Genomic DNA, 26,959 nt, shown 5'->3' on the forward strand with positions numbered 1-26,959 from the left:
AGGTGCGAGGCGGCTTCGTGGCGGGCACGACGGGCGATCCGGATTCGTCCGGCGTTCCGGTTCCTCGGTTCCGGGAAACCGGTGGCACGATGGGGGGCATGGCGGCTCCACAGGTTGCACCGGTCGAGACGCCGGCCACTGACGACGTGCCGGCGCCCGACCGGCAATGGGTGACGATCGTGTGGGACGACCCGGTCAACCTGATGACGTACGTGACCTGGGTCTTCCAGAAGCTGTTCGGCTACAGCCGGGAGAGGGCGGAGCAGCTCATGCTGGACGTGCACCACAAGGGCCGCGCCGTGGTCTCGACGGGCGCCCGCGAGCGCATGGAGCACGACGCGTCGCAGCTGCACGCGTACGGGCTCTGGGCAACGGTGGATCGCTCGTGAGCGCGAGGAGTGAGCCGGGGTTGCGAGCCCCGCAGTCGCGAACCGGGCTGGCATCGTGAGCATGTTCCGGCGGCAGGCGGGCCGCTACGTCGCCACCTTCGCCGTCGACGAGGTGCGGGTGCTGCGCAAGGTCGCCTCCGAGGTGGTCGGTCTGCTCACCGACGGCTTCGACCACACCGACCCGGTCGTCGGCCGGCTGTTCCCGGCGGTGTACCCGGAGGACGCGGCCAGCACGTCGGAGTTCCGCCGCTACACCGAGGGTGACCTGAAGACCGCGAAGATCGACCAGGCCGGGGCGATCCTGGCCGCGCTGCCCGACGATGCCGGCGGCGAGGTGCGGTTGGACGCCGAGGCGGCCGAGGCGTGGCTAAGGGCGCTCAACGACGCACGGCTGGCGATGGGTGTGCGGCTGGAGATCAAGGACGGCACCGACCTGGGCGAGGAGTTGGACGACGCGGTGACCGAGGATCCGGGGTCGAGCCGGGTGTTCCAACTGTCGGTCTACGCGTATCTCGGATATCTCCAGGAGTCGCTGCTCAACGCCTTGATCGACTAGGCGTGACCCGCGCCACTTCAGGCCCTGCCTGGGAGGCGTTAGGCTGGTACACGTGCTGAGCATCGACCGGTCGATCATCGACGCGATCGTCGCCCACGCGCGCCGGGACCACCCCGACGAGGCGTGCGGCGTCGTCGCCGGTGCCGTCGGCAGCGACACCCCGACCCGGCACATCCCGATGGACAATGCCGCGCGGTCGATGACCTTCTACGAGTTCGACTCGATGGAGCACCTGCGCGTCTGGCGGGAGATGGACGACCGCGACGAGGAGCCGGTGGTCATCTACCACTCGCACACCGCGACCGAGGCGTACCCGTCGCGTACCGACGTGTCCTTCGCCGGCGAGCCGAACGCGCACTACCTGCTCGTCTCGACCCGCGAGCCCGACTCGGAGGAGATCCGCTCGTTCCGGATCGTCGACGGCGTGGTGGCCGAGGAGCCGGTCCAGATCGTGGAGGCCGGGGTCGACCCGCACGCCGTGCAGTCCTACATGTTCGGGCAGAGCCCGGCGACGGTCGACTACGAGTGTTCCGGCCGCTGACCCGTCAGCGTCCGCACCCGTTTCCTCCCGTCACCGTTGGCACACCCGATCAAGGAGCACGACATCATGGCCATCGAAGTTCGCATCCCCACCATCCTGCGTAGCTACACCGGCGGCGCCAAGGTCGTCGAGGGCGCCGGCGACACGCTGGCGGACCTGCTCACCGACCTGGACTCCCGGCACGCCGGCCTGCGCGGCCGGCTGGTCACCGACGCCGGCGCGCTGCACCGCTTCGTCAACGTCTACGTCAACGACGAGGACGTGCGCTTCCTCGGCGCGCTCGACGCCAAGCTCTCCGACGGCGACAGCGTGACCATCCTGCCGGCCGTGGCCGGCGGCGCGTTCGGCTTCGCGGCGGCAGCGGCGATCAGTTCGCACAGCGCCGCGGCAGCGGCGATCAGTTCGCACAGCATCAGCCGGGACAGCGCGGCAGCGGCTCGCGACGCCGTCGCCGCTCACTGAGGGCGGCCGTCGTGGCGCGGTACGACAGCCTGCTCGACGCGTGCGGAGGTACGCCGCTCGTCGGGCTGCCCCGGCTCTCCCCGACGGTGCCCGACGGGGCGCCGCCGGTGCGGCTCTGGGCCAAGCTGGAGGACCGGAACCCGACGGGCAGCATCAAGGACCGCGCGGCGATGTTCATGGTCCGCGCGGCGGAGGAGGCGGGCCGGCTCCGGGCTGGTGACACCATCCTGGAGCCGACCAGCGGCAACACCGGTATCTCGTTGGCCATGGTGGCGAAGCTGCGTGGGTACCGGCTGGTCTGCGTGATGCCCGAGAACGTCTCGACCGAGCGGGTTCAACTACTCCGCATGTACGGGGCGGAGATCATCTTCTCGGAGGCGGCGGGCGGCTCGAACCAGGCCGTCGCGACGGCCAAGCAGATCGCTGCCGACCACCCGGACTGGGTGATGCTCTACCAGTACGGCAACGAGGCCAACGCGCGGGCGCACTACGAGACGACCGGCCCGGAGCTGCTGCACGACCTGCCCACTATCACGCACTTCGTGGCCGGACTGGGCACCACCGGCACCCTGATGGGTACCGGGCGCTACCTGCGCGAAAAGGTCGAGGGCATCCAGGTCGTGGCGGCCGAGCCGCGCTACGGCGAGCTGGTCTACGGGCTGCGCAACATTGACGAGGGGTACGTGCCGGAGCTGTACGACGCCTCGGTGCTGTCCCGGCGTTTCTCGGTCGGCACGCGGGACGCGGTGCTGCGCACCCGTCAGCTCGTGGAGGTGGAGGGCATCTTCGCCGGGTTCTCCACGGGCGCGATCCTGCACGCCGCGCTGGCGGTGGCCCACGAGGCGGTCCGCGCCGGCCGCCGTGCCGACGTCGCGTTCGTGGTGTGCGACGGCGGCTGGAAGTACCTGTCCACCGGCGCGTACGGCGGCACCCTCGGCGACGCCGAGGACGCGCTGGAAGGTCAGCTCTGGGCCTGAGGGCCGGGTCCCTGCGCGAACGGGCCGTCGGCGTACGCGTCGATGGCCCGTCGCGCCTCGCGGCTCGCCGTGAGCGTGTGTCACGTTCGTGACAACTTCCAACGGATGATTCTTGTCCTCGGGTACCCCGGCGTAGGCTGCGCAGCGTGGCGTACGCGTCGGTAGAGATCATGGCCGGTACGACCGCCGGCAGAGATACTACCGACAGTGACAGTGAGAAAACCCGATGCGACTGACTGTCCTTGGGTGTGCCGGCAGCTTCCCGGGCCCCGAGTCACCGTGCTCCGCCTACCTCGTCGAGGCGGATGGTTTCCGGCTCCTGGTCGACTTCGGCTCGGGGTCGTTGTCCAGCCTCCAGCGGTACGTGGGGCTGCACGCTCCGGACGCGATCCTGCTGACCCACCTGCACTGTGACCACATCCTCGACGCGGTGACGTACGTGGTGGTCCGCCGGTACGCCCCCGAGGGCCCCTACCCGGCGCTGCCGGTGTACGCACCGGCCGGCGCCCCGGACCGGCTCAGCGCCGCCTACGGCGACGACGGCACGGTCGACGACGTCTACCAGTTCTACGCCCTCCAGCCGGGCACGTTCCCGATCGGGCCGTTCACGGTCACCGTCGACCGGGTCAACCACCCCGTCGAGACGTACGGCGTGCGGCTCGAGCACGGTGGGCGGTCGCTGTGCTACTCGTCGGACACCGCCGAGTGCGACGCGTTGCTACGGCTGGCGCAGAACGCCGACGTGTTCCTGTGCGAGGCCAGCTACCTGGACGGCGTGGACAATCCGCCGGATCTGCACCTGACCGGCCGGGAGGCGGGTGAGATCGCGACGAAGGCGGCGGTGGGTCGTCTGCTGCTGACCCACCTGGTCGCGGCCTGGGGCAGCGAGGCGCACACGCTGGAGTCGGCGGCCGGCGCGTACAACGGGCCGCTCGAAGTGGTCCGGGCGGGCGCCAGCTACGACATCTGACCGCCTCGCGGCCACCCGGCGCTTTCGTGGGCGTCGTCGATGGTCCGGTGTGTCGATGGCCCGGTGTTGTGCCGTACTGTTCGCCGGCCGGTCAGCGGCTGGTCGTCTGGCGCACCCGTGGCACCCGCACGGTGTGGACATGCGGATCGCCATCGTGACCGAGTCGTTCCCGCCGGACGTCAACGGCGTCGCGCACTCCGTGGTGCGTACGGCCGAGCACCTGCTGGCCCGTGGCCATGAGCCGGTCGTCATCGCACCCGCGCCCGCCGGGGCGGACCGGCGGGGCGTCGACCGTCTGGCGTACCCGGTGGTGCGTATCCCCAGCGTGCCGTTGCCCCGCTACCAGGGTTTCCGGCTGGGCGTGCCGACGGGTACCCGGCTGGCGGGGGCGCTGCTGTCGGCGGCGCCGGACGTGGTGCACCTGGCGAGCCCGTTCGTTCTCGGCGCGCGGGCGGCCACCCTCGCCGACCGGTATGGGCTGCCGATGGTGGCGGTCTACCAGACCGACGTGGCGGCCTACGCCAGGGCGTACCGGGTGAGCTGGGGTGAGGCGGCCGCGTGGCGGCGACTCCGGGAGATCCACAATCTGGCCCAGCGGACGCTCGCGCCGTCGACCCGGGCTGCGGCCGATCTGATCGCCAACGGGGTGCAGCGGATCTGGTTGTGGGGCCGGGGCGTCGACGCCGTCCGGTTCGACCCGGCCAAGCGCTGCGCCGACCTGCGCCGTCGGCTGGCCCCGGGCGGGGAGCTGCTGGTCGGCTACGTCGGCCGGTTGGCCCCGGAGAAGCGGGTGGAGCTGTTGGCGGCGACGTCCCGGCTGCCGGGCGTACGGGTGGTGGTGGCCGGTGACGGCCCGGCCCGTCGTCAGCTCGAGCGGGCGTTGCCGGGGGTCACGTTCCTGGGGGTGCGGCACGGCGAGGACCTGGCACGGCTCTACGCCAGCCTGGACGTGTTCGCGCACACCGGTCCGCACGAGACGTTCGGCCAGACCGTGCAGGAGGCGTTGGCGTCCGGGGTGCCGGTGGTCGCCCCGGCCAGCGGTGGGCCGGTCGACCTGGTCGACTCGGGCCGGACCGGGCTGCTGGTGCCGCCCGGCGACGGGGACGCGCTGGCCGCCGCCGTGGCCGAGCTGACCGGGGACGCCGACCGGCGGCGGGCGTACGGGGTGGCGGCCCGCGCCGCGGTGCGCCGGCGTAGCTGGGCGGCCGTCGGCGACGAGCTGGTCGGGCACTATCACGCGGTACGCGCCAACGCCGCCACCGTCGGCCTGCCGGCCGCGTCGTGACGGCGACAGCCGGTGGGCTGCGGATCGTCCGGCTCGCGAACTTCGTGACCGAGCGCTCCGGTGGCCTGCGTACGGCGCTGCGGCACCTCGGCGAGGGCTACCGCGCGGCGGGACACGATCCGGTGCTGGTGGTGCCCGGCCGACGGAACACCCACGAGTGGCACCCGTGGGGTCGGGTGGTCACCCTGCCGGGTCTGGAGCTGCCGGGCACGGGTGGTTACCGGCTGCTGGCCGGCCGGCAGCGGCTGGCCCGGGTGCTCACCGAGCTGACGCCGGACCGGCTGGAGGTGTCCGACCGGTCCTCGCTGCGCTGGACGGGGGCCTGGGCGAAGGCGCACGGGGTGCCGTCGGTGATGGTCTCGCACGAGTCGCTGACCGGCCTGCTCGGCCAGTGGGGAGTGCCGGACGTGCTGCGCCGGCCGACCGCCGACCGGCTCAACCGGGCCACCAGCCGGGCGTACGACCGGATCGTGTGCACGACCCGGTGGGCGGCCGAGGAGTTCGCGCGCATCGGGGCCGACAACGTCCACCTGGTGCCGCTCGGCGTGGACCTGGACACCTTCGGACCGGAGCGGGCCGACCCGCGGCTGCGGGAACGCTACGCCGACCCGACCGAGCTGCTGCTCGTACACTGCGCGCGGTTGTCTCCGGAGAAGCGGCCGGAACTGGCGGTCGAAGCCCTCGCCGAGCTGCGCCGGGCCGGTGTGCCGGCGGTGCTCGTGCTGGCCGGGGACGGCCCGCTGCGCGCGTCGCTGGCCCGCCGGGCGGCCGGCCTGCCGGTCACGTTCACCGGCTTCCTGCCCGACCGTGCCGTGGTGGCCGCGCTGCTCGCGAGCGCGGACGTGGTGCTGGCGCCCGGCCCGGTGGAGACCTTCGGCCTGGCCGGGCTGGAGGCGCTGGCCTGCGGCACTCCCGTGGTGGTGAACGCCGCGAGCGCGTTGCCCGAGGTGGTCGGCTCGGCGGGGCTGGCCGCGTACGGCTCCGGGGCGTCGCTGGCCGAGGCCGTGCTGCGCCTCGTGGCCCGTCCGGAGGCGCAGCGGCGGCGGGCCGCTCGGGCGCGGGCCGAGGAGTTCGGGTGGCCGGCGGCGGTCGCCGGATTCCTGGCGGCACACGGCGCGGACGTGCCGCAGGGCACCCGGGGCGAGGTGGATCCCCGCACCGCATAGGGTGCAGGGATGGCGCGACCTGACGGGCGAGGGCCCTCTCAACTCCGACCGGTGACCCTGACCCGAGGCTGGAGCACCCACCCGGAGGGGTCGGTGCTCGTCGAGTTCGGCGGCACCCGGGTGCTCTGCACGGCGAGCGTCACCGAGGGCGTGCCCCGCTGGCGCAAGGGCTCCGGGCTCGGCTGGGTGACCGCCGAGTACGCGATGCTGCCCCGGGCCACCAACACCCGCTCCGACCGGGAGAGCGTCAAGGGCCGGGTCGGTGGGCGTACCCACGAGATCTCCCGCCTGATCGGTCGCAGCCTGCGCGCCTGCATCGACCTGAAGGCGCTCGGCGAGAACTCGATCGTGCTCGACTGCGACGTGTTGCAGGCCGACGGAGGTACCCGGACCGCCGCGATCACCGGCGCGTACGTGGCGCTGCACGACGCGGTGGGCTGGTTGGCCGCCCGCAAGGCCCTCGCCGGCAAGCCGGAAAAGGTCATGCACCGCTCGGTGGCCGCCGTCAGCGTCGGGATCATCGCCGGCGAGGCGCGCCTGGACCTCTGCTACGAAGAGGACGTGGCCGCCGAGGTGGACATGAACGTGGTGTGCACCGGCACGGGCGACTTCGTCGAGGTGCAGGGCACCGGTGAGGCGGGCGTGTTCGCCCGGGACCAGCTCGACAGCCTGCTCGACCTGGCCGTGGCCGGGTGCGCCGAGTTGGCCGAAGCCCAGCGGAAGGCGCTTTCCTCATGAACAAGGTTTTGCTGGCTACCCGGAACCGGAAGAAGCTGGTGGAGCTTCAGCGGATCCTGGACGGCGCGCTCGGCGCGCACCGGATCGCCCTGCTCGGCCTCGACGACGTCGAGGAGTACCCGGAGCTGCCCGAGACCGGCCTCACCTTCGGCGAGAACGCGCTGATCAAGGCGCGGGAGGGCTGCCGCCGGACGGGGTTGCCGACGATCGCCGACGACTCGGGCATCGCCGTGGACGCGCTGAACGGGATGCCCGGGGTGTTCAGTGCCCGGTGGGCCGGTAAGCACGGCGACGACCAGGCCAATCTCCAGCTCGTGCTGGACCAGATCGCCGACGTGCCCGACGAGCACCGGGCGGCGTCCTTCGTCTGCACGGTCGCGCTGGTGCTGCCCGGCGGCAAGGAGCACCTGGTCGACGGCCGGCAGCCCGGTCGGGTGCTGCGCGCGCCGCGTGGCGACGGCGGATTCGGGTACGACCCCATCTTCCTGGGCGACGGCCAGGACCGGACCAACGCCGAGCTGACCCCGGCCGAGAAGGACGCGGTCAGCCACCGGGGCAAGGCGCTGCGCGAGCTGGCCAAGCTGGTCGCCAAGGTCCTGCCGCCCGCCGCCTGACCGGCGCGAGGTCCTGCCGCCCGCCGCCTGACCCGCGGCGGACGACAGCGACCCGTGAAGGTCAGCCCAGCGGGCCGACCTCCCGCTCGATGGCGGCGCGCAGCTCGGGGCCGGCGACGACCGCACGGGCCGCCTCCATCACCGGGGCGAGGAACACGTCCGGGCCGGGGTCGCCGGCCGCCGCACCGAGCGCGGCGACGGCGGCCCGACCGGCCGGCGACGGCACCAGCGGTTCGCGCAGTTGCAGGCCACGTACTCCGGCCAGCAGCTCCACCGCGAGCAGGCTGGTGAGGTTGTCCAGCACGGTGCGCAGCTTCTTGGCCCCCGCCCAGCCCATCGAGACGTGGTCCTCCTGCATGCCGCTGGTGGGCAGCGAGTCCACCGACGCGGGCGCGGCCAGCCGCCGGTTCTCCGCGACGATCCCGGCCGCCGTGTACTGGGCGATCATCAGCCCGGAGTTGACCCCGGCGTCGGGCGAGAGGAACGCCGGCAGCTCCCGGGAGCGGGTCACGTCGAGCAGCCGGTCCACCCGCCGCTCGGCGATCGCACCCACCTCGGCGGCGGCGATGGCGAGGAAGTCGGCGGCGAAGCCGAGCGGTGCGCCGTGGAAGTTCCCGGTCGACTCGACCCGACCGTCCGGCAGCACCACCGGGTTGTCCACCACGGACACCAGCTCCCGGCCCGCGACCGTGCGGACGAAGTCCAGGGTGTCGCGGGCCGCGCCGGCCACCTGCGGCGCGCACCGCATCGAGTACGCGTCCTGCACGGCGTGCGCCAGGTCGTCGCGGTGCGAGTCCATGACCCGCGAATCCTGCAACAGCCGGTGGATGTTCGCCGCCGACGCCGCCTGACCGGGATGCGGCCGGATGGCGTGCAGCTCGGGCAGGAACGGCCGCTCCGAGCCGAGCATCGCCTCGATGGCCAGCGCCGCGGTCACGTCCGCCATCGCGAAGAGGTGCGCCGCGTCGTGGATGGCCAGCAGCAGCATGCCGAGCATGCCGTCGGTGCCGTTGATCAGCGCCAGCCCCTCCTTGGCGGCCAGCTCGATCGGCTTGAGCCCGTTGGCGGCCAGCACGTCGGCCGCGTCCTGCCGCTCGCCGGCCGGGCCCAGCACCCAGCCCTCACCGAGCAGCACCAGCGCGCAGTGCGCCAGCGGCGCCAGGTCGCCGGACGCGCCCAGCGAGCCGTGCTCCGGCACCCACGGGGTGATGTCGTGGTTGAGCAGGTCGACGAGGGCCTCGGCGACCAGCGGCCGGACCCCGGAGCGGCCCAGGGCGAGCGAGCGTACGCGCAGCAGCATCATGGCGCGGACCACCTCGCGGGGCATCGGTGCGCCCACCCCGGCGGCGTGCGAACGGATCAGCGCGTGTTGCAGCTCGGCCCGCCGCTCCGGCGCGACGAAGGTGTTCGCCAGGGCCCCGAACCCGGTCGAAACGCCGTACACCGGTCGTCCGGCGGCCTCGATCCCGTCCACGATCGCGCGGCTGGTCGCCATCGCGTCCCGGGCGGCCGGAGCGAGGACCACCGTGGCGGTGCCGCGGGCCACCGCGAGCACGTCGTCGGCGGTGATCCCGGTGGGTTGGATGGTCACGTGCGTCATTGCGGAACTCCGTTGCGAATTACCTGGCGGATCAGGGGGACACCGGGCCGGTAGGCCAGATGCAGGTAGGACGGCGCGTCCAGGACGACGAGGTCGGCCCGCGCGCCGGGGGTGAGCACGCCGAGGTCGTCGCGGCGCAGCGCCCGCGCGCCACCGGCGGTGGCGGCCCAGACCGCCTCCGCCGGGGTCATCCGCATCTCGCGGACCGCGAGGGCGATGCAGAAGGGCATCGACGAGGTGTACGACGAACCGGGGTTGCAGTCCGTCGCCAGGGCCACGGTCACACCGGCGTCGAGCAGCCGGCGGGCGTCCGGGTACGGCGAGCGGGTGGAGAACTCGGCGCCCGGCAGCAGGGTGGCGACGGTGGTGGTCCCGAACCCGTCGGTGTGGGCCGTGCCGGCCAGCGCGTCGACGTCGGCGTCGCTCAGGTGGGTGCAGTGGTCGACGCTGGCCGCTCCCAACTCCACCCCGAGCTGCACGCCCGGCCCGGGGCCGAGCTGGTTGGCGTGCAGTCGTACGCCCAGCCCGGCGGCCTGGCCGCAGGCGAGGATGGCGCGGGCGTGGTCGACGTCGAAGGCGCCCCGCTCGCAGAACACGTCGATCCACTTCGCGTGCGGCGCGGCGGCGGCCAGCATCGGCCCGCAGACCAGCCCGACGTAGTCGTCCGGCCGGTCGGCGTACTCGGCGGGCACCACGTGCGCGCCCAGGAAGGTGGTCTCGGAGCTGGTCTCGGCGGCGATCCGCAGCGAGCGGGCCTCGTCGGCGACGTTCAGCCCGTACCCACTCTTGATCTCCATGGTCGTGGTGCCCTGGCGCAGCGCCTCCCCGCGCAGCCGGCGCACGGTGGCCCGCAGCTCCCCGTCGGTGGCGGCCCGGGTCGCGCCCACGGTGGTCCGGATGCCGCCGCCGGTGTACGGCTCGCCGGCCATCCGCGCGGCGAACTCGGCGGCCCGGTCCCCGGCGAAGACCAGGTGGGCGTGGCTGTCCACGAAGCCGGGCAGTACGGCGGCACCGCCGACGTCGATCCGGTGGTCGGCGGCCGGCGCGTACGCGGCCGGCCCGACCCAGGCCACCCGGTCCTCCTCGACGAGCACGGCCGCCCTGCGGCGGATGCCCAGCGGGTCCGCGCCGACGCCGTTGGTGACCAGCTCCCCGATGTTGTCGACAAGCAGACTGCTCATGCTGGGGTCACCGCCTCGATCGACGCCGACAGCTCGGCCGGCACGTCCACGCTCAGGTGCCGGCCGTCGGCCACCACCACGCGACCGTCCACCATGACCTGGTCGACGTCCGCCGCGCCGGCCGCGAAGAACACCCCCACCGGCGGTACGCCGGCGGTACGGGCGGTGTCGAGTCGTACCGTCACCAGGTCGGCGCGGGCGCCGACGGCGATCCGCCCGGCGTCGGCCCAGCCCAGCGCGGCGTGCCCGGCGGCGGTGGCGGTGGCGAACAGGTCGACCGGGGTGAAGTGGCCGCGGCGGCGGGTGCGCAGCCGTTCGTCCAGCTCCACGGCGCGGGCCTCCTCGAACATGTCGACCACGGCGTGACTGTCGCTGCCCAGGCTCAGCCGGATACCGGCGTCGGCCATCCGGCGGGCCGGTCCGATGCCGTCGGCGAGATCCCGCTCGGTGGTGGGGCAGAGGCACACGCCGGTCCGGCTGTCGGCGAGCAGGGTCAGGTCGGCGCTGGTCGGATGGGTGGCGTGGACGGCGGTGGTGTCCGGCCCGAGCACGCCGTGGTCCGCGAGCAGGGCGGTGGGCGTACGCCCGTGCACGGCCCGGCACTCGTCGTTCTCGGCGGGCTGCTCGGAGAGGTGCACGTGCAGCGGAGCCTGCCGGTCGCGGGCCCAGTCGGCGACCGTGCGGAGCTGGTCGGCGGGGACCGCCCGCACCGAGTGCACGGCCGCGCCGACCCGCGCGTGCGAGTCCGTCGGCTGAAACGCGCCCGCCCGCCGCGCCCAGCCGGCCGCGTCTCCGTCGCCGAAGCGCCGCTGCGGTCCGGCGAGCGGCCGACCATCCACAGTGGAGGCGAGGTAGCAGGTGTCCAGCAGGGTGAGTCGGACCCCGGCGTGCGCGGCCGCCTCGACCAGTGCCGCGCCCATCGCGTTCGGGTCGTCGTACGCGCCGCCGTCGGGCCGGTGGTGCAGGTAGTGGAACTCGCCCACGCAGGTGATCCCGGCAAGCGCCATCTCGGCGTACACCGCCCGGGCCAGCGCCAGGTAGGTGTCCGGGTCGAGCCGGTCCGCGACCGCGTACATGCGCTCCCGCCAGGAGAAGAAGTCACCCCGCCCGCCGTGGGTGCGCCCCCGCAGGGCCCGGTGGAAGGCGTGCGAGTGCGCGTTCGCGAGGCCCGGCAGCGTCAGGCCGGGCAGCGGCACGGCGTCGGCGTACACGTCGACCCCGGACGGCGGCCGGCTCCCGGGGGTCAGCGGCGTCACCGCGCTGATCCGACCGTCCTCGACCTCGATCAGCACGTCGGGCGTGGGCTCGGCGTGCGCGGGCAGCCAGGCGTACTCGGCGAGCCAGCGGGTGGCGGTCAGCGGCATGTCAGCTCCTCAAGCACGCGGGCCAGCGCGCGCACCCCGGCCGCGCAGTCGTCGTCGCTCGCGGACTCGGCGGGGGAGTGCGACACCCCGGTCGGATTGCGCACGAACAGCATCGCCGTGGGCAGGTACGCAGCGAGCACCCCGGCGTCGTGTCCCGCGCCCGTGGGCAGCACCGGCGCGTCGAGCAGCGTCGCCAGCCGGGCGGCCAGGTCGCCGTCGAAGGCGACCAGCGGGGTCACCGACTCCTCGGTGACCAGCACCTCCGTGCCGTCGCGGCGGGACCGCTCGGCGAGCTTGGCCCGAACCGCGTCGACCAGCCCGGTCAGGGTCTCCGGGTCGGCGGCGCGCGCGTCCAGCCAGCCGGTCACCCTCGACGGGATCGCGTTGGTGGCGTTGGGTTCCACGGCGACCCGACCCACGGTGGCGTGCGCCCCACGCAGCCGGGCCTCCTTGTTCGCGGCCAACACCCCGAACGCGTAGGTGAGCATCGGGTCGCGGCGGTCGGCCATCCGCGTCGTACCCGCGTGGTTGCCCTCGCCGACCACGTCGAAACGCCAGCGGCCGTGCGGCCAGATCGCGCTCGCCACCCCCACCGGCGCGTCCGCGTCCGCGAGCGCGCGGCCCTGCTCGACGTGCAGCTCCACGAACGCGCCGAACCGGCCGAGCAGCTCCGGTCGGGCGCCCGCCGGCCGCCCGCCGAGCGCGTCGGCGAAGCTCACCCCGGCCGCGTCGCGCAGGCCGGCCGCGCGGTCGGCCGCCAGCACGCCGGTGAGCAGCCGCGACCCCAGGCAGGGTACGCCGAAGCGCGCGCCCTCCTCCTCCACGAACGCGGCCACCACCAGCGGCCGGACCGGGGTGACACCGGCGGCGCGCAGCTCGTCCACGGCGAGGAACGCGCTGACGATGCCGAGCGGGCCGTCGTACGCCCCGCCGTGCGGCACCGAGTCGAAGTGGCTACCGGTCAGCACGGCGTCCGCGCCCTCCGGGTCACCCCAGTGGGCGAACAGGTTGCCGTTGCCGTCCTCGGTGACCGGCAGGCCGCGACGGTCGGCCTGTGCCCGGAACCAGGCCCGCAGTTGGTGTTCCGGCTCGGTCAGCGCGTACCGCAGGTAGCCGCCGCTGCCGGCGTCCCGCCCAACCGGCGCGATCTCGTCCCACAGCGCCCGGAACCTGAAAGGAAGGGCCCCTTCTTCAACAAAATCCGATAACAAGGTGCCCTTCCTTACTGCTCGGTCATCGGGACGCGGACGCCGGTGCGGTCGGCGACCTCGCGGGCGCTGTCGTAGCCGGCGTCGACGTGCCGGATGACGCCCATCGCCGGATCGTTGGTGAGCACCCGCTCGATCTTCTGGCCGGCCAGGGCGGTGCCGTCGGCCACGCAGACCTGCCCGGCGTGGATCGACCGGCCGATGCCCACCCCGCCGCCGTGGTGGATGGACACCCAGGACGCCCCGCTGGCGGTGTTGACCAGCGCGTTCAGCAGCGGCCAGTCCGCGATCGCGTCGGAGCCGTCGGCCATCCCCTCGGTCTCCCGGTACGGGCTCGCGACGCTGCCGGTGTCCAGATGGTCCCGGCCGATCACCACCGGCGCGGAGAGCTCACCGGAGGCGACCATGTCGTTGAACCGCACGCCCGCCCGGTCGCGTTCGCCCTGGCCGAGCCAGCAGATCCGGGCCGGCAGGCCCTGGAACGCGACCCGCTCACCGGCCAGCTTGATCCAGCGGGCCAGGGACTCGTTCTCCGGGAACAGGTCCAGGATGGCCCGGTCGGTGGCGGCGATGTCGGCCGGGTCGCCGGAGAGCGCCGCCCACCGGAACGGTCCCCGGCCCTCGCAGAACAGCGGGCGGATGTACGCGGGCACGAAGCCCGGGAAGTCGAACGCCCGCTGGTAGCCGCCGAGCTGCGCCTCGCCCCGGATCGAGTTGCCGTAGTCGAAGACCTCGGCCCCGGCGTCGAGGAACCCGACCATCGCCTCGACGTGCCGTGCCATCGACGCGCGGGCCCGATCGGTGAACTCGGCGGGCTTCGCCGCTGCGTAGTCCCGGGCTTCGGCCAGCTCGACGCCCACCGGCAGGTACGCCAGCGGGTCGTGGGCGCTGGTCTGGTCGGTCACGATGTCGATCTCGACGCCTCGGCCCAGCAGCTCCGGGAAGACCTCGGCCGCGTTGCCGACGACCCCGACGCTCAACGCGCGCCGGTCCCGCTTCGCCGCGCGGACCCGCGCGACCGCGTCGTCCAGGGAGTCGGCCACCTCGTCCAGGTAGCGGTCGTGCACCCGGCGGTCCAGACGGGTGCGGTCGACGTCGACGATCAGGCAGACGCCGTCGTTCATGGTGACCGCGAGGGGCTGCGCGCCACCCATCCCGCCGCACCCGGCGGTGAGCGTCAGCGTCCCGGCCAGGGTGCCGCTGAACCTCTTGGCGGCGACGGCGGCGAACGTCTCGTAGGTGCCCTGGAGGATGCCCTGCGTGCCGATGTAGATCCACGAGCCGGCGGTCATCTGCCCGTACATGGTCAGGCCGAGCTGTTCCAGGCGACGGAACTCGGGCCAGGTCGCCCAGTCGCCGACCAGGTTGGAGTTCGCCAGCAGCACCCGGGGCGCCCACTCGTGCGTACGCATCACACCGACCGGTCGCCCGGACTGCACCAGCATCGTCTCGTCCGCGCGCAGGTCGGTCAGCGTACGCACCAACGCGTGGTACGACGGCCAGTCCCGCGCCGCCTTGCCGGTCCCGCCGTAGACCACCAGGTCGTCGGGGCGTTCGGCCACCTCCGGATCGAGGTTGTTCATCAGCATCCGCAGGGCGGCCTCCTGCTGCCAGCCACGGGCGGTGAGCTGGCTGCCCCGTGCGGCACGGATGGGCTGGGTCATCTCCGGTCTCCTCCTCATCCGAGGAACAACTGTCGGCGGGCCGCGGAGGCTTCGAACGCCTCCAGGCGGCGCTGGGTGTCGGCCGGCGCGGCGTCGCAGATCGCCTGCAACAGGACCATCGCCAGGGTCATCGGGGCGGTGTGCAGGTCGAAGACGAGTTGGGCGCCGACGGCGGCCGGCAGCACCACGTCGGCGTGTTCGGTGGCCGGGCTGACCGGCGAGTCGGTGATCGCCACGACGGTCAGCCCGGCGGCACGCGCGTCGCGCAGGGCGTCCAGGGTTTCCCGGGGGTAGCGGGGCAGCACGAAGGCGAGCACGGCGGACGCCCCGGCCTCGGCGGCCTGCTCCAGCCGGTCGGTGAGCAGGCTGCCGCCGTCGTTGAGCACCCGCACGTCCGGGTGGACCTTCGCGGCGAAGTAGGCGAAGTACGCGGCCAGCGGCGCGGCGGCCCGCAGGCCCAGCACCGGCAGCGGCCGGCTGGACGCGAGCAGCCGCCCGGTCTCGGCGATCCGGCCGGTGTCGGCGAGCTGTCCGGCCAACCGGTCCAGGTTGCCCATCTCGGCGCGTACCGCCTGCTGGAGTTCGTTGGCGGTGTCCGCCGGGCCGCCGGTCGTGCTGGCGGTGAGGTCGCGCAGGCGGCGGCGCAGCGCCGGATAGCCGTCGTGGCCGAGCGCGACGGCGAATCGGGTGACCGAGGGCTGGCTGACCCCGGCCAGCTCGGCGACCTCCGCGGCGGAGAGGTACGCGACGGTCGGCGCGTGCTGCACGAGACAGTGCGCGATCCGGCGCTGGGTGGGGGTGAGCCGTACCCCGTCGAACAGGTCGAGGACCTGCTCGGCCGTCGCTCCTTCATTCACACCGTGACTCTATGCATGAAAACTTTCAGTAGGCAAGGGCGCCGCACCCTGCCGCTCCGCCGGCGGGCGGCACGCTGAGATGGCGACACCTCTGTAGGATCCACGGCGGTTGAGCTAAGGAGTGGCATGCAGCCGGAGAGCCCCTACAGGTACACGCACATGCTGGGCGCGTGCCAGGTTGGTAAGGCCTGGGCCGCAGTGGACGGGCAGGGTCAGTTCGCCACCGTGGCGGTGCTGGACGGCGTGGCCGCGTCCGACGAGCGCTGGCGGGTGGCCTTCGGCAACGCGGCCAACGCGCTGGCGCAGGCCGTCGGCGGTCACCGCTACGCGGACGCCGACCTGTCCGCCGCCCACCCGTGGGTGGCCTACCGGGCCGAGGAGGGGCACGCGCCGCAGCGGCTCTTCCAGAGCCTCGGCATGGACTACCAGCCCGTGCCCGACCTGCCGGTCTCCGCCCCGCCCACGTCGGCCCCGCCTGCCTCCTCCCCGCCCGTCTCCGCGCCGCCGGTGTCCGGTGTGCCGCAGCAGGCCAGCGGACCGCCGAGCCCGGTCTCCGGCGCTCCGGAACTCCTGGCGTACCCGCCGCAGCTGCCGTGGGCGGTGCACGCCAACCCGGTCTCCGGGCAGCCGGTGTCCGCGTCCCCGCAACCGGTGTCGGCAGCGCCGGCCTCCCCGCGCCGACGCCGGCAAAGGCCGCGCCGCAGTCCCCGGCGTACGCCTCCAACGCCGCACCGATCCCGTCGTTCGATCCGCTCTCGTCCTCGGGCGGACGGCGGATCGCCCCGGTGGCGCGCCCGCCGCGGAGTCGGACCGGCCTGTGGGTCGGTGCCCTCGTCCTGACCGCGGTGGTGGCCGCCGGCGCCGGGCTCCTCGGTGGCGGTGCCCTCGGTGGTGACACGAAGCCCGAGACGCAGCCTGCGGCCAGCCCTCCGGTGCCGCTGTTCGAGAAGACCCAGTACGCCCTCAACAAGGCGAAGTTCGACCCCGATCTGGTGCCGCTCGCCGAGCCCTGGCTCGCCCGGATGGGCGACTGCGCCTCGGACCGGGAGGCCGGCGGTCCGAAGCTGCCGAAGGACGAGAAGCGGCATGTCTTCTGTCGGTACGGCAACGTGTTCGTCCACTTCGCACTTTTCGAGTCCACGACGACGAAGGACGCCGCACGCGCCTACCGTGAGCAGCTCGCCTTCCTCGCCGGCACCCTCTCACCGGGGATCAGGCAGGGCGCGCGGACCACGGGTGGCTCCAGCGGAGCAACCGGCAGCTACGTCGAGTACGCCGGCGACCCCGGGAACGGGCCGGTCATGTGCGGCATCTGGTGGGACCGGGACGACCGGCTGGGCGCGGTGTACTTCGAGACCCCGTGTGAGGCCGGGATCGCCGGCAACTGGGACGCGTTGCGCGATCTGTGGCATCGGAACAGCTGACCGCCGTTCACCAGAACTCGTAGATGAGGAACGTGGCCTCCGGATAGCGGACCGTGGCCCGCAGCTTCAGGCACGACTCGTTGATCTCGGTGCCCGTCACGAGGTACTTGACGCGATGCTGGCGGAGGAAGGGGCCGCACGGCTCGGTGTTGACCCGGAAGTGGTCCGGCGCCGTGAGGGTGAAGGTGGTCGTCGACATGACGGCGGGGTTCCGGTCGAAGGTGAACCAGACGTGCGCGTAGCGGTTGACGATGTACTCCTGCTGGCCCTGCTGGTCGGCGGTCCGCCACAACGTCAGCTGCGGGTACGCGTAGACACCGGACAGTGACCGGGCGCCGTTCATGGTGGGGAAGTTTTGGACGATGCCCACCTCCGCCGCCCACACGGCATCCGGATCCTCGGCGGCGATGGCCCGGATGGATCGGGACAGCGGCGTCTGGGTCAACGTGGCGGTGCCCCGGTAGAGCGGATGGATGAAGGCCGTCATGGCCACCGAGAACGCCAGGAGAACCGATGTCGCCCAGACGAAGCGGCGGCGCAGTGCCAGATGGACGACCAACGGCACGGGGACGAGGGACAGGACGAAGCCGCCGAGGCCCAGGAAGCCGGGGGATGTCTGCGCCACGTGCAGGCTGAGTAACGCCTGGACGAGCAGGAGCGCGAGTGTGTAACCGATGATGACGGTGCGCCCCGGCAGAGTCGACCGCTGGTCGCGGAGCCGCCGGACGAACAGCACCAGCCCGATGAAGTTGAGCAGGCCGATGCCGATGAGCAATCGCGTGTGCGGCACCCGGTCCAGATACAGCAGCCTGCCGAAGAAGTCGAGATGGGGTACGAACAGCCGGACGAGTGCTCCGAGGAATGCGAGGTTGACGAGCAGCAGCGGCCAGTCGACGACGCGTCTGGCGCGGTACGACTGGTACAGCAGATAGAGGCACGGCACGCACAGGTACGGGAGCATGAGCAGGAAGTTGGAGTTCTCGCTCTGGTTGGTCAGCCCCTTGTCCGGAATGCTGTATTGCGCCGCTGATCTGCCCGACTCCAGGCCGAAGCTGGTGTGTCCAGAGAGCAGGTGGGCCAGGTCGAAGCCGCCGCTTCGGGTGAGCCGTTGCCCCGGGTAGGCGGTGTGCAGCACCGCGTTGATGGCGTCCAGCCGGGTGCCGACGAAGAGCCCGACCAGGAGGCCGGCGACGAGGAGCGCCGCCGCCACGAAGGCCAGCGGGCGCAGCATGGGACTTCGTGGCACGGTGTACCGCTCGACGAGATGGCCCACGCAGAACGCGGCAAGCGCCAGGGCACAGGGAATCTGGAAGGGCGGATAGAGGACCAGCGCGAAACACGTGAGCAGGTACGCCAGTAACGCCGCCCAGGCGACGGTGGCGAGCAGGCGGGTCGACCGCAGCAGAAGGACGAAGACCGTCGCGATGAACAGTGCGTAGTACAGCGGCCCGAGGGTGATGTACTGGTACCACCAGTGCAAGAACGGGCTGAAGAAGAGTGTCGACGAGAGACCGGCGGCTAGCCAGTGCTGGCCCGGCATCAGCACCAGGACGAAGAAGTAGGCGCTCAGGATGAGCAGCACCGCCATCAGCCACCACTTGAACGCGAAGGCGTAGTCGAGCGGAAGAACCAGGAACGCGAGGTTGTGCGGCTTGAAAGCCGCCGACCAGTCCCGGTACGGCACGTCCACGACCAGGGAGACGTCCGCGCCCTGACCCATGTTCGGGTTTATCCGGGGGTAGCCGGCGGCGTCCTGGGCGATGGTCAGCTGGGTGTTGACGGCCCACTCGTCCGATCGGATCGGCTGCGGTGCGTTGAGCAGCAGGTTCGCGTCCGGTTGCGAGCCGTACAGCATCGACTGGTAGACGCCCATCGACGACCCGCTGATCTGCAGGACGGTCAGCAACGTCAACAGGACGGTGAGCAGGGCCGGAAAGAACCAGATGCCGCGGACGAAGCTCCGGCCGAGCCGCGCGACCCGGTCGCGGCTGCCGGGCGGGACCGCCCAGGTGTCCCGAGCGTCGGCGGTGGTCACTGCCAACGCGCCCCCTTCAGGTCGTCGCCCGCTGGCCCGGCGCGTTCACCGGCTGGGCCGCGCTGTCGTCCACGACCGGCACCGGCGAACCGACCAGCCGCGCCGCCTGCCGATGCCGGCGTGGTGCCGGCGGCAGTCCCGTCAGGAACTCCGGAAACATGCCGAAGAACGTCCGGGCGCTGCGCAGTTCCAGGGTGTGCGCCCGGGACCAGCGGAACGAGTTCGTCGCCCGGCCCCAGTGGTGTGTCCACCGCACGTCGCCGAGCAGCGCCACAGGGAGCCCGTTGCGCCAGGCGCGCAGACCGAGCTCATGGTCCTCGTAGTAGAGGAAGAACCTCTCGTTCCAGCCGCCCAGGTCGATGAAGTCGGTGGTCCGTGCGGCGACCGCGGCACCCATGACCCAGGCCACCCAGACCGCCGTGCCCGGTTCGGCCGTCATCCGGTACGAGGCGTGCAGCCGGGACAACGGCCACAGTTTCCGGTTGCCCAGCTTGGCGGTGGCGTAGGGGAAGCCACGGCCGTTGGGCTGAACGACGCCGTCCGAGGAGAGCAGTTGCGGCGCGGCCAGGCCGCCGTGCGCGTCGAGGTGCCGCCGCAGCACCTCGAAGCCCTCGGTCGAAGTGATCTCGAGGTCAGGGTTGGCGAACAGGACGTACTCGCCCGCCGCTTGGCGCAGACCGATGTTGTTGGCGCGGGAGAAGCCGACGTTCTCCGGCAGGCGGATGACCTGGGCGCCCATCTCCTGGGCTACGCCGGCCGAATCGTCGGAGGAGCAGTTGTCGACGACGATCCACTCGTACGGCCGGGCATCGCCGCGCCAGCACGCGCGCAGCGTCTCCGCCGAGTTGTAGGTGACCGTCACGACACTCCAGCGACGTCCTGTCATCACGCTCTCCGAACTGTCAAGTAGCTGAACAGGGCGGCGAAACCGAACCGGTCGCCCTGCCACTGGCGTCGGGCGCGCAGCCCTCCACGCAGGCCCTCGCCCATTCCCCGCAGGAAGGGCCGCAGCAGGCCCTGTCGTGCCCGGCGTACGGCCAGCGCGAGGTGCGCCAGGGCCAGCACGGGTGTCGCGACGATCATCAACGGCCAGGTGAAGGTGCGCGCCGCGACGATGAGCCGGTTGCGGGCGAGCAGGAAGGCGCGGAACGCCTGGAGCTTGTGGTCGCCCTCGACGCTGTGGCCTCCGGCGTGCGGCAGCACCAGCTCCGACCGACGTGTGCGCACGCCGGACGCGTAGAGACGGAAGGCGAGGTCGGCGTCCTCACCCCAGGCGAACAGCTGCTCGTGGAAGCCGCCGAACCGACGGAACAGCTCGGTCGGGAAGACGGCCGCGCCACCCGACGGACCCAACGGCCCCCGTACCGCGGATGCCGGGCGATCGATGAACAGCGAGATCGGGTTCAGGTCGATGCCGACGTACTCGCCGCCGTGCATCGCCAGACCGACCGCGATCGGCAGCGCGGGCGTCTCGGCCATGGCGGCGCAGATCCGCTTCAGCGCGTCCTCGGGCAGCCAGACGTCCGGATTCAGCAGGAGGACGTGGCTCGTGGCAGTCTGCGCCACCGCCCGATTGCAACCGGTCGCGAAGCCTGGGTTCGAGGCGTCGGGCAGGTAGTCGTAGCGGTCGTCGTCCAGGCAGTCGGCGATGACCTTCCGGCAGCCGTCCTCCGGCGAGTTGTCCGCGAAGAGGAACCGCACCGGGAGACGGTCGGCACTGCGTACCCAGGTCGGCAGCGTGTCGGCGAGCATGCCGGCGGACCGGTAGAGCACCGTGACGACGGTCAGCGTTTCCATGTCGGCATCACCACCTTGGGCCAGGCCGGCATCGCCAGCCTGGACGGGTTGCTGACCAGGTAGAACGCCACGATGCCGGGCACGAGAGAGAGCCAGAACGGCTGGATGACCGGGTAGAACTCGTAGATGCCGAAGGTGGCGTAGTAGATGAGGAAGGCGCGTCCGATGTGGTGCGCCGGGCTGTTGGTGTCGCTGAGCCGACGCTCGGCGAAGCCGACGACGAGCCCGGTTAGGGCCAGCACGAGTCCTGCGCCGACCGGCCCGAAGTCCATCAACGGCACCGCCACGAAGGTCGCGGTGTTCATGTAGAACGGTTGACTGAGCCCACCGGTGATCTTGTAGAGGTCGACCGGTCCGAGGAGTCGCTCGCCCACCGAGCCGGTGAAGGTCAGCGAGTAACGACCCCATGCCGGGTCGTACTCCTCCCGGTGTTCCCAGAGCCGTCCGAACGTCTCCACCGAAGAACTCAGCGACAGGTCCAGAGATCCGACGCTCGTGTAGATCGGGTTGCCGCCGTACTGGGCCCGAAACTGGTCCTCGAAGGTGCCGGTGCCGGCCAGGGTGCGTTGCCCGCCGAGGTAGACCGCGCCGCCCACCACGCCGAGGCCGACCAGGACCACCACCAGAGCAGCGACCTGCCGCTGACGGGCACTCATCCCGCCCGACTCGCGCCGGGTGGAGAGCGCGGCGACAAGTGCCGGCACGATTCCGACCAGGACCGAGTTCTTGCTGGCGCCCAGAGCCGCCCCGAACGTGAAGACCACGACCAGGAGCAGGTAGCGCCAGCGGGCCTCGCTCCTGCCGTTGAGCGCCCGAAGCAGTGAGATCGCCATACCGAGCGTCCACGCCTCCGCGAGCAGACCCACCACGATGTTCGACCGGAGGCCCAGTTCGGCTCGGGCGACGTCCGGGTTCTCGGCGAAGAGTGGAGGCACCTCACCGCCGAACTTCAGCGCGCCTCCGATGATCGCGATGAGCAGCACGACCAGCAGGAAGCCGGTCAGGCGGCGGTCGGCAGGCCACTGCAGTGTCGGCCGGGTCGACCGGTTCGCGCGGCCGAACGAAGGGCTGGCGAGCCGGTCCTGCCCCGCTGGTTGGATCCACCACAGTGGCGGCCCCGCCGGCGGCTCCACGGCGGCGGCCGGCCGGCCCCGCTCGGCCAGCCGCCGACCGGCGTACCAGGCGGCGAGGAAACAGGCGACGAAGACCCCGAGCACCGGGATGACGGCGCGGCCCGCCGGGGAGTCGTACGGCCCCGGGACCGTGATCACCGCGAGGAAGACGAGCGCCCACGCGGCGGAACAGACCGCGAGCCACATGGCCGACCGCACCGCGATGACCGCGACGGCGGCGAACGCCGCCACCACCCCGGCTGCCGGGTTGACCAAAAAGAGCGGTACGACGACGGCGACCGCGGCCGCCCAGAGCCCGACGGTCAGGTACTTCTGAATGATCATTTTGCGTTCCTCGTGAGGAGTGACCGGTACAGGCTCTGCCACCGCTGGACGCACCTGTCGAAGGCGTACTCCTTCGCGTACCAGTCCGCGACGGCGCTCCGCTGCTCCGCAGTCGTCGCTCCGACGGCATGGCGGATCGCGGCGGCTATCGACGAGGGTGTGAGATCGCTCTGGAACGCCAGCGTTCCGGCCGCGTGTCGGGTGACCTCGGCCAAACCTCCCGCGCCCGAGTGGACCACCGGTACGCCCAGGGACATCGCCTCGAGAGCGCTCAGGCCGAAGGCTTCGACCCGGGACGGTACGACGAGGCAGTCGATCTGGCGGAGGAAGTCGGCGGCATCGACCCGGCCGACGAGTTCCAGGTTCGGTCGGGGAGCGAGCGCCAGCGCTCCGCTGCCGGCGACCTGGAAGGTGGCGTCCGCCATGAGCGACGCCACGTCGGGTATCAGGTCGACGCCCTTCTCGGGCTCCACCCGGCCCAGGTAGCCCACCACGAGCGGACGGGTTCCCTCCGGCATCCGTGGCGGTGCAGACGCCGGCCAGGTCGCCGGGAGGGGGTTGGGGATCAGGTGGACGTCCTGGACCTGGCCACGGTTGCGCAGCTCGTCAGCCTCGAACTCTGAGACGGCCACGCTCGCGTGCGGACGCAGACGACGCATGACGAGGTCGAGGGTGATGTTGGATTGGATGCTGGCCTTGCGCTTCAGCGAGGGTGCCGTGTCGCGGAACTGCCACAGGCTGGTGTGCATGGTGACCACCAGAGGCGTACCGCGGCGCTCGGTGGCCAGCGCCGCCCGGCAGTGCATCGCCGCGGACAGCAGGTGAGCACAGACCACGTCGGGCTTGACCTCGTCGACGAGACGCCGAAGCGCCCGGGCGTACCCCAGGTCGACCCGACTGGTCGCGCTGATGTCGACCCACGGAACTCCGGATTCCCGCAGGGAGGCGCCCACCTCGTCGTCGGAGGTGGCGGCGATGACGTCGACTCCGGTCCGCGCGTGCGCGGGGATGATCTCCGTCAGGATCCGTTCGGCGCCGCCGAACTGACGCCGGCCGGAGCCGCCGGTGGTGCAGACGAACAACACCTTCATCGGGAACGTAGTCCTTCGACAGCGCCCCGGGCGATGGCTCGGCGCACCGGATTCGGCCCGACGGCCGCCCGCAGCAGCACCCCCACCACGAAGGCGGCGCTGGCGACCCGACCCCGCCAGCCGGCCATCTGCCGGGTGGCCCGGATGAACTCGCGCGTCCGTCGCTGGGAGATCTCCTCCTCGGTCCAGCGCCGCTTGGCGGTGGCGTCGTCCTCGTGCATGATTACCGCGTCGGGCCGGTACGCCAGGCGCAGGCCCCGCTGCCGCACCGCCCAGCAGAGGCGCATGTCCTCGCCGTAGAAGAAGGACGTCTCGTCGACGCCGCCGATCGCGTCGAGGGTGCTTCGCCGCAGAGCCACGAACGGCCCGGTCAGCCAGTCGGCCTTCGCGGGCTCCGCGATGATCCGCAGGTTCGGCAGGACGAAGCTCAGGCCGGTGGCGTGCGCGAGCCCGACGGGCACGCTCAGAAAGCGACCGCCCTCCGTCTGCGCGACGCCCGACGGGGTGACGACACCCGGGAAGGCCGCACCCACGGCTGGATCGTCCAACGCCTCCAGCAGGCGCTCGACGGCGCCCTCGTGCACGATGATGTCGTTGTTCGACAGGATGACGTTCGTCCTGGTGGTGTGCCGGACGCCCAGGTTCATCCCTCTCGCGTAGCCGAGGTTGCTGCCGGATTGCACGTAGCGGACGCCCTTTTGCGCGCAGAACTCGCTCAGCGCCTGTCGGATACCCTCGGAGCTTCCGTTGTCGACGACGACGATCTCCGCCTCGCGGGGCAGAGACAGCACGCAGGCACGTGTGCGGTCGTAGTCTTCCCAGGCGAGGACCACAATGGAGACATCCAACTCAAACCGTCCCAGGACTTCGCGGCCGCGACCGGCGCAGGCTCGCACGAGAGATGAAGGCGTGCACGCCGTAGGCGAGCGATGAGGCGAGCGCGGCTCCCACCACGCCACCCCAGGGGATGACCCCGAAGTAGGCGGTGATCGCGACGGCCAGCGTGCTGACCGCCGCGACCGTCGTCGCCTTCTCGCCACGCTTCTTCAACAGCAGGGAACTCCAGGTCTTGCCGGCCGCGGCGGCCAGCGTCCCCGGCAGGAGGCAGAGCCCCAGGATCCAGGCGTACCGGTACTCCGGCCGCAGGAAACCCAACACGGCCAGCGCGGCCACGGCCGCCAAGGCCACCGGGACCGCCGCCCGGACAACGGGGCCGGCCCGGTGTGTCGTCGCGTCGACGTCCCGCTCGGCGAGGATCCGCTGGGCGCGCACCACCGCACCGGCCTGTGCGAACTCCAACGCCGCGACGGCCAGGGCGTACACGCCGAGCGGACCGGCACCGACGAACCTGGCCACCAGGATCTGGTTGAACCGCAGCGTCATCATCTGCGCGAAGATTCCGGTGTGCAGGTTGCCGACCGCGCGCAGGTCGGAGCGGTAGTCCAGAGCGTCAGCCGTCGGTGCCGGCGCGGGGCCGACGCGCCGGACCATCCCCAGCACCAGGACGCACACGGCGAGCGCGCCGACCCACTGGACCGCGAGCCAGACCATGCTCCACAGGTCGCCGTCGAGGCGCCCGGCGGCGTAGAGCGCGAGGTAACCGCCGACCAGGACCGCCCCGCTTGCCGCCCGCATCGAGTAGACGACAAGGAAGCCCTTCTGTCGCAACGCGATCGACGAGACCGTGTTGAACACGGTCAGAGCCGCGGCGGAGCCCACGCCGATCAGGTAGCTGCCGATTCCGCCCAGAGCCGTCAGCAGCGCGGCGGCGACAGCGGAGAGAAGCACCGAGATGACGAGCATCGCGAGGACCCAAACGCGGCCACGGGAGAGGACCCACCCGGCCGGACGGGACAGCAGGAAGGTGTCCAGCGACAGCCCGCCGACGGCCGCGCCCAACGTTGCGCTCACCATGTTGGCGGAGAGTTCGCCGCGCTCGGCGGCGGGTAGCGCCACCGACACGACCGCCGCCAGGCCCGTGAGCCCCAGTGCCGCGATGTAGAGGCGCTCCGGTGCGAACAGCCGCCGGAGCAAGCCGGGTGCGGGTACGTTGGGGGAGCGTTCCGGGTCGGGGTCGTTCGGCGACGACCGCTCGGCGTGAAACGACGAAACGCTTTTCACTCGTCTCCCCAGAACGGTGTGCCGCGCAGGCGGGTACGACGAGGTCCACGCCGCTGGCATTGTCTACCCGAACGGTTCGGCACCCGCAACCGCCGTACCGGCGTCGACCGGAGACCCTCCGGCGTCAGGCTCGGCAGATCACCTACCGCCGCCACGGAACACCTCCGCGACCGTCCGCAGCACCACCTTGACGTCCAACCAGAGCGACCAGTTCTCGATGTAGTAGTTGTCGAACCGCGCCCGGTCAGAGATCGGCGTGTCTCCGCGCAGGCCACTGACCTGCGCGAGTCCGGTGAGGCCCACGGGGACGCGGTGGCGTGCCGCGTACGTCGGGTACTCGGCGGAGAACTTCTCGACGAAGTGCGGCCGCTCGGGCCGGGGACCCACCACGCTCATGTCGCCGCGCAGGATGTTCCACAGCTGCGGCAGTTCGTCGAGCGAGGTTCGGCGCATGAACCGACCGATCGGCCCGACCCGCTGGTCGTGGGCGATCGACCAGTTGGTCTGCGACTCCTGCTCGTCCACCGGTCGCATGGACCGAAACTTGATGACCTTGAACGGCTTGCCGTACCGGCCGATCCGCTCCTGGTGGAAGAAGATCCCCGGGCCGCCGTCGACGAACGTGGCGATGGTGCAGAGCAGCAGCAGCGGGCTCAACAGGAGCAGGGCGACCGCGGCGAACAGTATGTCCGATGCGCGCTTGATCGCCCAGCGGGGACCAGTGAGGGAGATGTCCGCGATCTTGACGATCGGGAACGCGCCGATGTGGTCCGGATAGCCGCTGTGCGATCGCGATCCCCACAGGCGCGGCACCGCCCAGAGGTCACAACGGGAACTACGGGGACGCAACAGCGTCTCCATGAGCGTGGACTCCGGACAGTCCGGGTCGGCGATGACCAGCACCTCGCACTCCAACAACCGGACGAGGTGATCGAGGTCCGAGAGCGTGCCACTCAACGGAAGCACCCCGCTGCCCGCACGCGACGGCGCGTCGACGCAGCCGACGAACCGCAGACCGTACTGCGGGTAGCGGCGCAGCAGCCGAGCGAGCTCGACACCGATCGGCCCGCCGCCGACGATTATCGCGTTGTGCTCGATCCAACGACGGCTGCGCGACAGGACGATGAACGCCCGGCTGGTCGCGCGCCCGAGGATAACGAGCCCCGCCGACAGCGCGACGCCCCGCATGAAGCCGCCCACGTACGCCACCGAGGAGTGGCGTTCCGCCGCGATGATCGCCACCACGGCCGCGGAGGCCAGTAGCCGCCCGCACAGGCCGGGCAGCTCGTCGAGGATGCTCACGTGCCGCCGGGGTCGGTAGAGGCCGCCGGCGGCGAAGAAGGCCACCGTCAGGACGGCGTTGGCGAGCGTCCCGCGCCAATAGGTGTGGCTCAGCAACAGCGGTGCGACGAGCGCCACGGCATCCACCGGCGCCGTCATCATCCACGCGCGCGCCCATCGG

General features: G+C 72.0%; 26 protein-coding genes. 12 read left to right on the forward strand and 14 right to left on the reverse strand.

What is annotated here, in order from left to right; all coding sequences use genetic code 11:
* Window positions 1-98: 98 nt before the first annotated feature.
* From clpS to rdgB, 10 genes are all read left to right on the forward strand, one after another.
* The gene (gene clpS / locus ACQP03_RS05845; RefSeq protein ID WP_039905549.1) at window positions 99-389 is read left to right on the forward strand and encodes an ATP-dependent Clp protease adapter ClpS; all 291 of its coding nucleotides are present in this window, start codon (window positions 99-101) and stop codon (window positions 387-389) included.
* Between the two features lie 61 nt (window positions 390-450).
* Window positions 451-945 (forward strand): DUF2017 domain-containing protein, encoded by a 495-nt coding sequence (locus ACQP03_RS05850; protein ID WP_357128035.1) that lies wholly within the window; start codon window positions 451-453, stop codon window positions 943-945.
* Between the two features lie 52 nt (window positions 946-997).
* The gene (locus tag ACQP03_RS05855) at window positions 998-1,486 is read left to right on the forward strand and encodes a M67 family metallopeptidase (protein ID WP_357127689.1); all 489 of its coding nucleotides are present in this window, start codon (window positions 998-1,000) and stop codon (window positions 1,484-1,486) included.
* A 66-nt stretch (window positions 1,487-1,552) separates the two neighbouring features.
* On the forward strand, window positions 1,553-1,948 hold the full coding sequence (locus ACQP03_RS05860; protein ID WP_357127686.1) for a MoaD/ThiS family protein: 396 nt from the start codon (window positions 1,553-1,555) through the stop codon (window positions 1,946-1,948).
* Window positions 1,949-1,959: 11 nt separating this feature from the next.
* Window positions 1,960-2,925, forward strand: a complete 966-nt coding sequence (locus ACQP03_RS05865) for a PLP-dependent cysteine synthase family protein (RefSeq protein ID WP_357127683.1) — start codon at window positions 1,960-1,962, stop codon at window positions 2,923-2,925.
* A gap of 226 nt (window positions 2,926-3,151) precedes the next feature.
* Window positions 3,152-3,895: an MBL fold metallo-hydrolase gene (locus tag ACQP03_RS05870; protein ID WP_357393656.1), complete on the forward strand. Its 744-nt coding sequence runs from the start codon at window positions 3,152-3,154 to the stop codon at window positions 3,893-3,895.
* A 139-nt stretch (window positions 3,896-4,034) separates the two neighbouring features.
* A complete protein-coding gene (locus ACQP03_RS05875) occupies window positions 4,035-5,180 on the forward strand; it encodes a glycosyltransferase family 4 protein (RefSeq protein WP_357393658.1) in 1,146 nt (381 codons plus the stop codon).
* Window positions 5,177-6,346, forward strand: a complete 1,170-nt coding sequence (locus ACQP03_RS05880) for a glycosyltransferase (RefSeq protein ID WP_357393660.1) — start codon at window positions 5,177-5,179, stop codon at window positions 6,344-6,346. The genes ACQP03_RS05875 and ACQP03_RS05880 overlap by 4 nt, the downstream gene beginning before the upstream one ends.
* 9 nt (window positions 6,347-6,355) lie before the next feature.
* Complete coding sequence (gene rph / locus ACQP03_RS05885; RefSeq protein ID WP_357127672.1) at window positions 6,356-7,084, forward strand: ribonuclease PH; 729 nt, start codon at window positions 6,356-6,358, stop codon at window positions 7,082-7,084.
* Complete coding sequence (rdgB, locus tag ACQP03_RS05890; protein WP_355052054.1) at window positions 7,081-7,698, forward strand: RdgB/HAM1 family non-canonical purine NTP pyrophosphatase; 618 nt, start codon at window positions 7,081-7,083, stop codon at window positions 7,696-7,698. The genes rph and rdgB overlap by 4 nt, the downstream gene beginning before the upstream one ends.
* Before the next feature lie 61 nt (window positions 7,699-7,759).
* On the opposite strand, the gene hutH is transcribed toward rdgB, so the two are convergent.
* The 6 genes from hutH to ACQP03_RS05920 are packed head-to-tail and all read right to left on the reverse strand — an operon-like array spanning window position 7,760 to window position 15,572.
* A complete protein-coding gene (hutH, locus tag ACQP03_RS05895) occupies window positions 7,760-9,298 on the reverse strand; it encodes a histidine ammonia-lyase (RefSeq protein WP_357127669.1) in 1,539 nt (512 codons plus the stop codon).
* Window positions 9,295-10,479, reverse strand: a complete 1,185-nt coding sequence (gene hutI, locus ACQP03_RS05900; protein ID WP_357173046.1) for an imidazolonepropionase — start codon at window positions 10,477-10,479, stop codon at window positions 9,295-9,297. The genes hutH and hutI overlap by 4 nt, the downstream gene beginning before the upstream one ends.
* Window positions 10,476-11,843: a formimidoylglutamate deiminase gene (locus tag ACQP03_RS05905; RefSeq protein ID WP_357173049.1), complete on the reverse strand. Its 1,368-nt coding sequence runs from the start codon at window positions 11,841-11,843 to the stop codon at window positions 10,476-10,478. Before ACQP03_RS05905 ends, hutI begins: the two co-directional genes overlap by 4 nt.
* Window positions 11,834-13,054: an allantoate amidohydrolase gene (locus tag ACQP03_RS05910; protein ID WP_357173052.1), complete on the reverse strand. Its 1,221-nt coding sequence runs from the start codon at window positions 13,052-13,054 to the stop codon at window positions 11,834-11,836. Before ACQP03_RS05910 ends, ACQP03_RS05905 begins: the two co-directional genes overlap by 10 nt.
* Window positions 13,055-13,065: 11 nt before the next feature.
* Entirely contained in the window at window positions 13,066-14,715 is a 1,650-nt protein-coding gene (gene hutU / locus ACQP03_RS05915; protein WP_396832680.1) for a urocanate hydratase, read from the reverse strand.
* A gap of 14 nt (window positions 14,716-14,729) precedes the next feature.
* Window positions 14,730-15,572: a MurR/RpiR family transcriptional regulator gene (locus tag ACQP03_RS05920; RefSeq protein ID WP_357173055.1), complete on the reverse strand. Its 843-nt coding sequence runs from the start codon at window positions 15,570-15,572 to the stop codon at window positions 14,730-14,732.
* 126 nt (window positions 15,573-15,698) lie between these two features.
* On the opposite strand from ACQP03_RS05920, the gene ACQP03_RS05925 reads away from it, so the two are divergent.
* On the forward strand, window positions 15,699-16,412 hold the full coding sequence (locus ACQP03_RS05925; protein ID WP_433460476.1) for a hypothetical protein: 714 nt from the start codon (window positions 15,699-15,701) through the stop codon (window positions 16,410-16,412).
* Window positions 16,358-16,996 carry a hypothetical protein gene (locus ACQP03_RS05930; protein WP_433460478.1) on the forward strand — a complete coding sequence of 213 codons (639 nt, stop codon included), beginning with the start codon at window positions 16,358-16,360 and terminating at the stop codon, window positions 16,994-16,996. The genes ACQP03_RS05925 and ACQP03_RS05930 overlap by 55 nt, the downstream gene beginning before the upstream one ends.
* 7 nt (window positions 16,997-17,003) lie before the next feature.
* On the opposite strand, the gene ACQP03_RS05935 is transcribed toward ACQP03_RS05930, so the two are convergent.
* From ACQP03_RS05935 to ACQP03_RS05970, 8 genes are all read right to left on the reverse strand, one after another.
* On the reverse strand, window positions 17,004-19,031 hold the full coding sequence (locus ACQP03_RS05935) for a DUF7657 domain-containing protein (protein ID WP_433461134.1): 2,028 nt from the start codon (window positions 19,029-19,031) through the stop codon (window positions 17,004-17,006).
* Window positions 19,032-19,047: 16 nt separating this feature from the next.
* On the reverse strand, window positions 19,048-19,917 hold the full coding sequence (locus tag ACQP03_RS05940) for a glycosyltransferase family 2 protein (protein WP_433460480.1): 870 nt from the start codon (window positions 19,915-19,917) through the stop codon (window positions 19,048-19,050).
* Complete coding sequence (locus ACQP03_RS05945; protein WP_357127643.1) at window positions 19,917-20,828, reverse strand: glycosyltransferase family 2 protein; 912 nt, start codon at window positions 20,826-20,828, stop codon at window positions 19,917-19,919. The genes ACQP03_RS05940 and ACQP03_RS05945 overlap by 1 nt, the downstream gene beginning before the upstream one ends.
* Entirely contained in the window at window positions 20,816-22,285 is a 1,470-nt protein-coding gene (locus ACQP03_RS05950; protein WP_357127640.1) for a hypothetical protein, read from the reverse strand. Before ACQP03_RS05950 ends, ACQP03_RS05945 begins: the two co-directional genes overlap by 13 nt.
* Window positions 22,282-23,376 (reverse strand): glycosyltransferase family 4 protein, encoded by a 1,095-nt coding sequence (locus ACQP03_RS05955; RefSeq protein ID WP_357173058.1) that lies wholly within the window; start codon window positions 23,374-23,376, stop codon window positions 22,282-22,284. The genes ACQP03_RS05950 and ACQP03_RS05955 overlap by 4 nt, the downstream gene beginning before the upstream one ends.
* On the reverse strand, window positions 23,373-24,167 hold the full coding sequence (locus tag ACQP03_RS05960; RefSeq protein ID WP_433460483.1) for a glycosyltransferase: 795 nt from the start codon (window positions 24,165-24,167) through the stop codon (window positions 23,373-23,375). Before ACQP03_RS05960 ends, ACQP03_RS05955 begins: the two co-directional genes overlap by 4 nt.
* Window positions 24,168-24,225: 58 nt before the next feature.
* Window positions 24,226-25,497, reverse strand: coding sequence for a hypothetical protein (locus ACQP03_RS05965; protein ID WP_357127634.1), 1,272 nt, complete (start codon window positions 25,495-25,497; stop codon window positions 24,226-24,228).
* A gap of 138 nt (window positions 25,498-25,635) precedes the next feature.
* Window positions 25,636-26,940, reverse strand: a complete 1,305-nt coding sequence (locus tag ACQP03_RS05970) for a sugar transferase (RefSeq protein ID WP_357128029.1) — start codon at window positions 26,938-26,940, stop codon at window positions 25,636-25,638.
* Window positions 26,941-26,959: the final 19 nt, after the last annotated feature.

The organism is Micromonospora sp. CA-248212, assembly GCF_050948405.1.
GTDB lineage: Bacteria > Actinomycetota > Actinomycetes > Mycobacteriales > Micromonosporaceae > Micromonospora.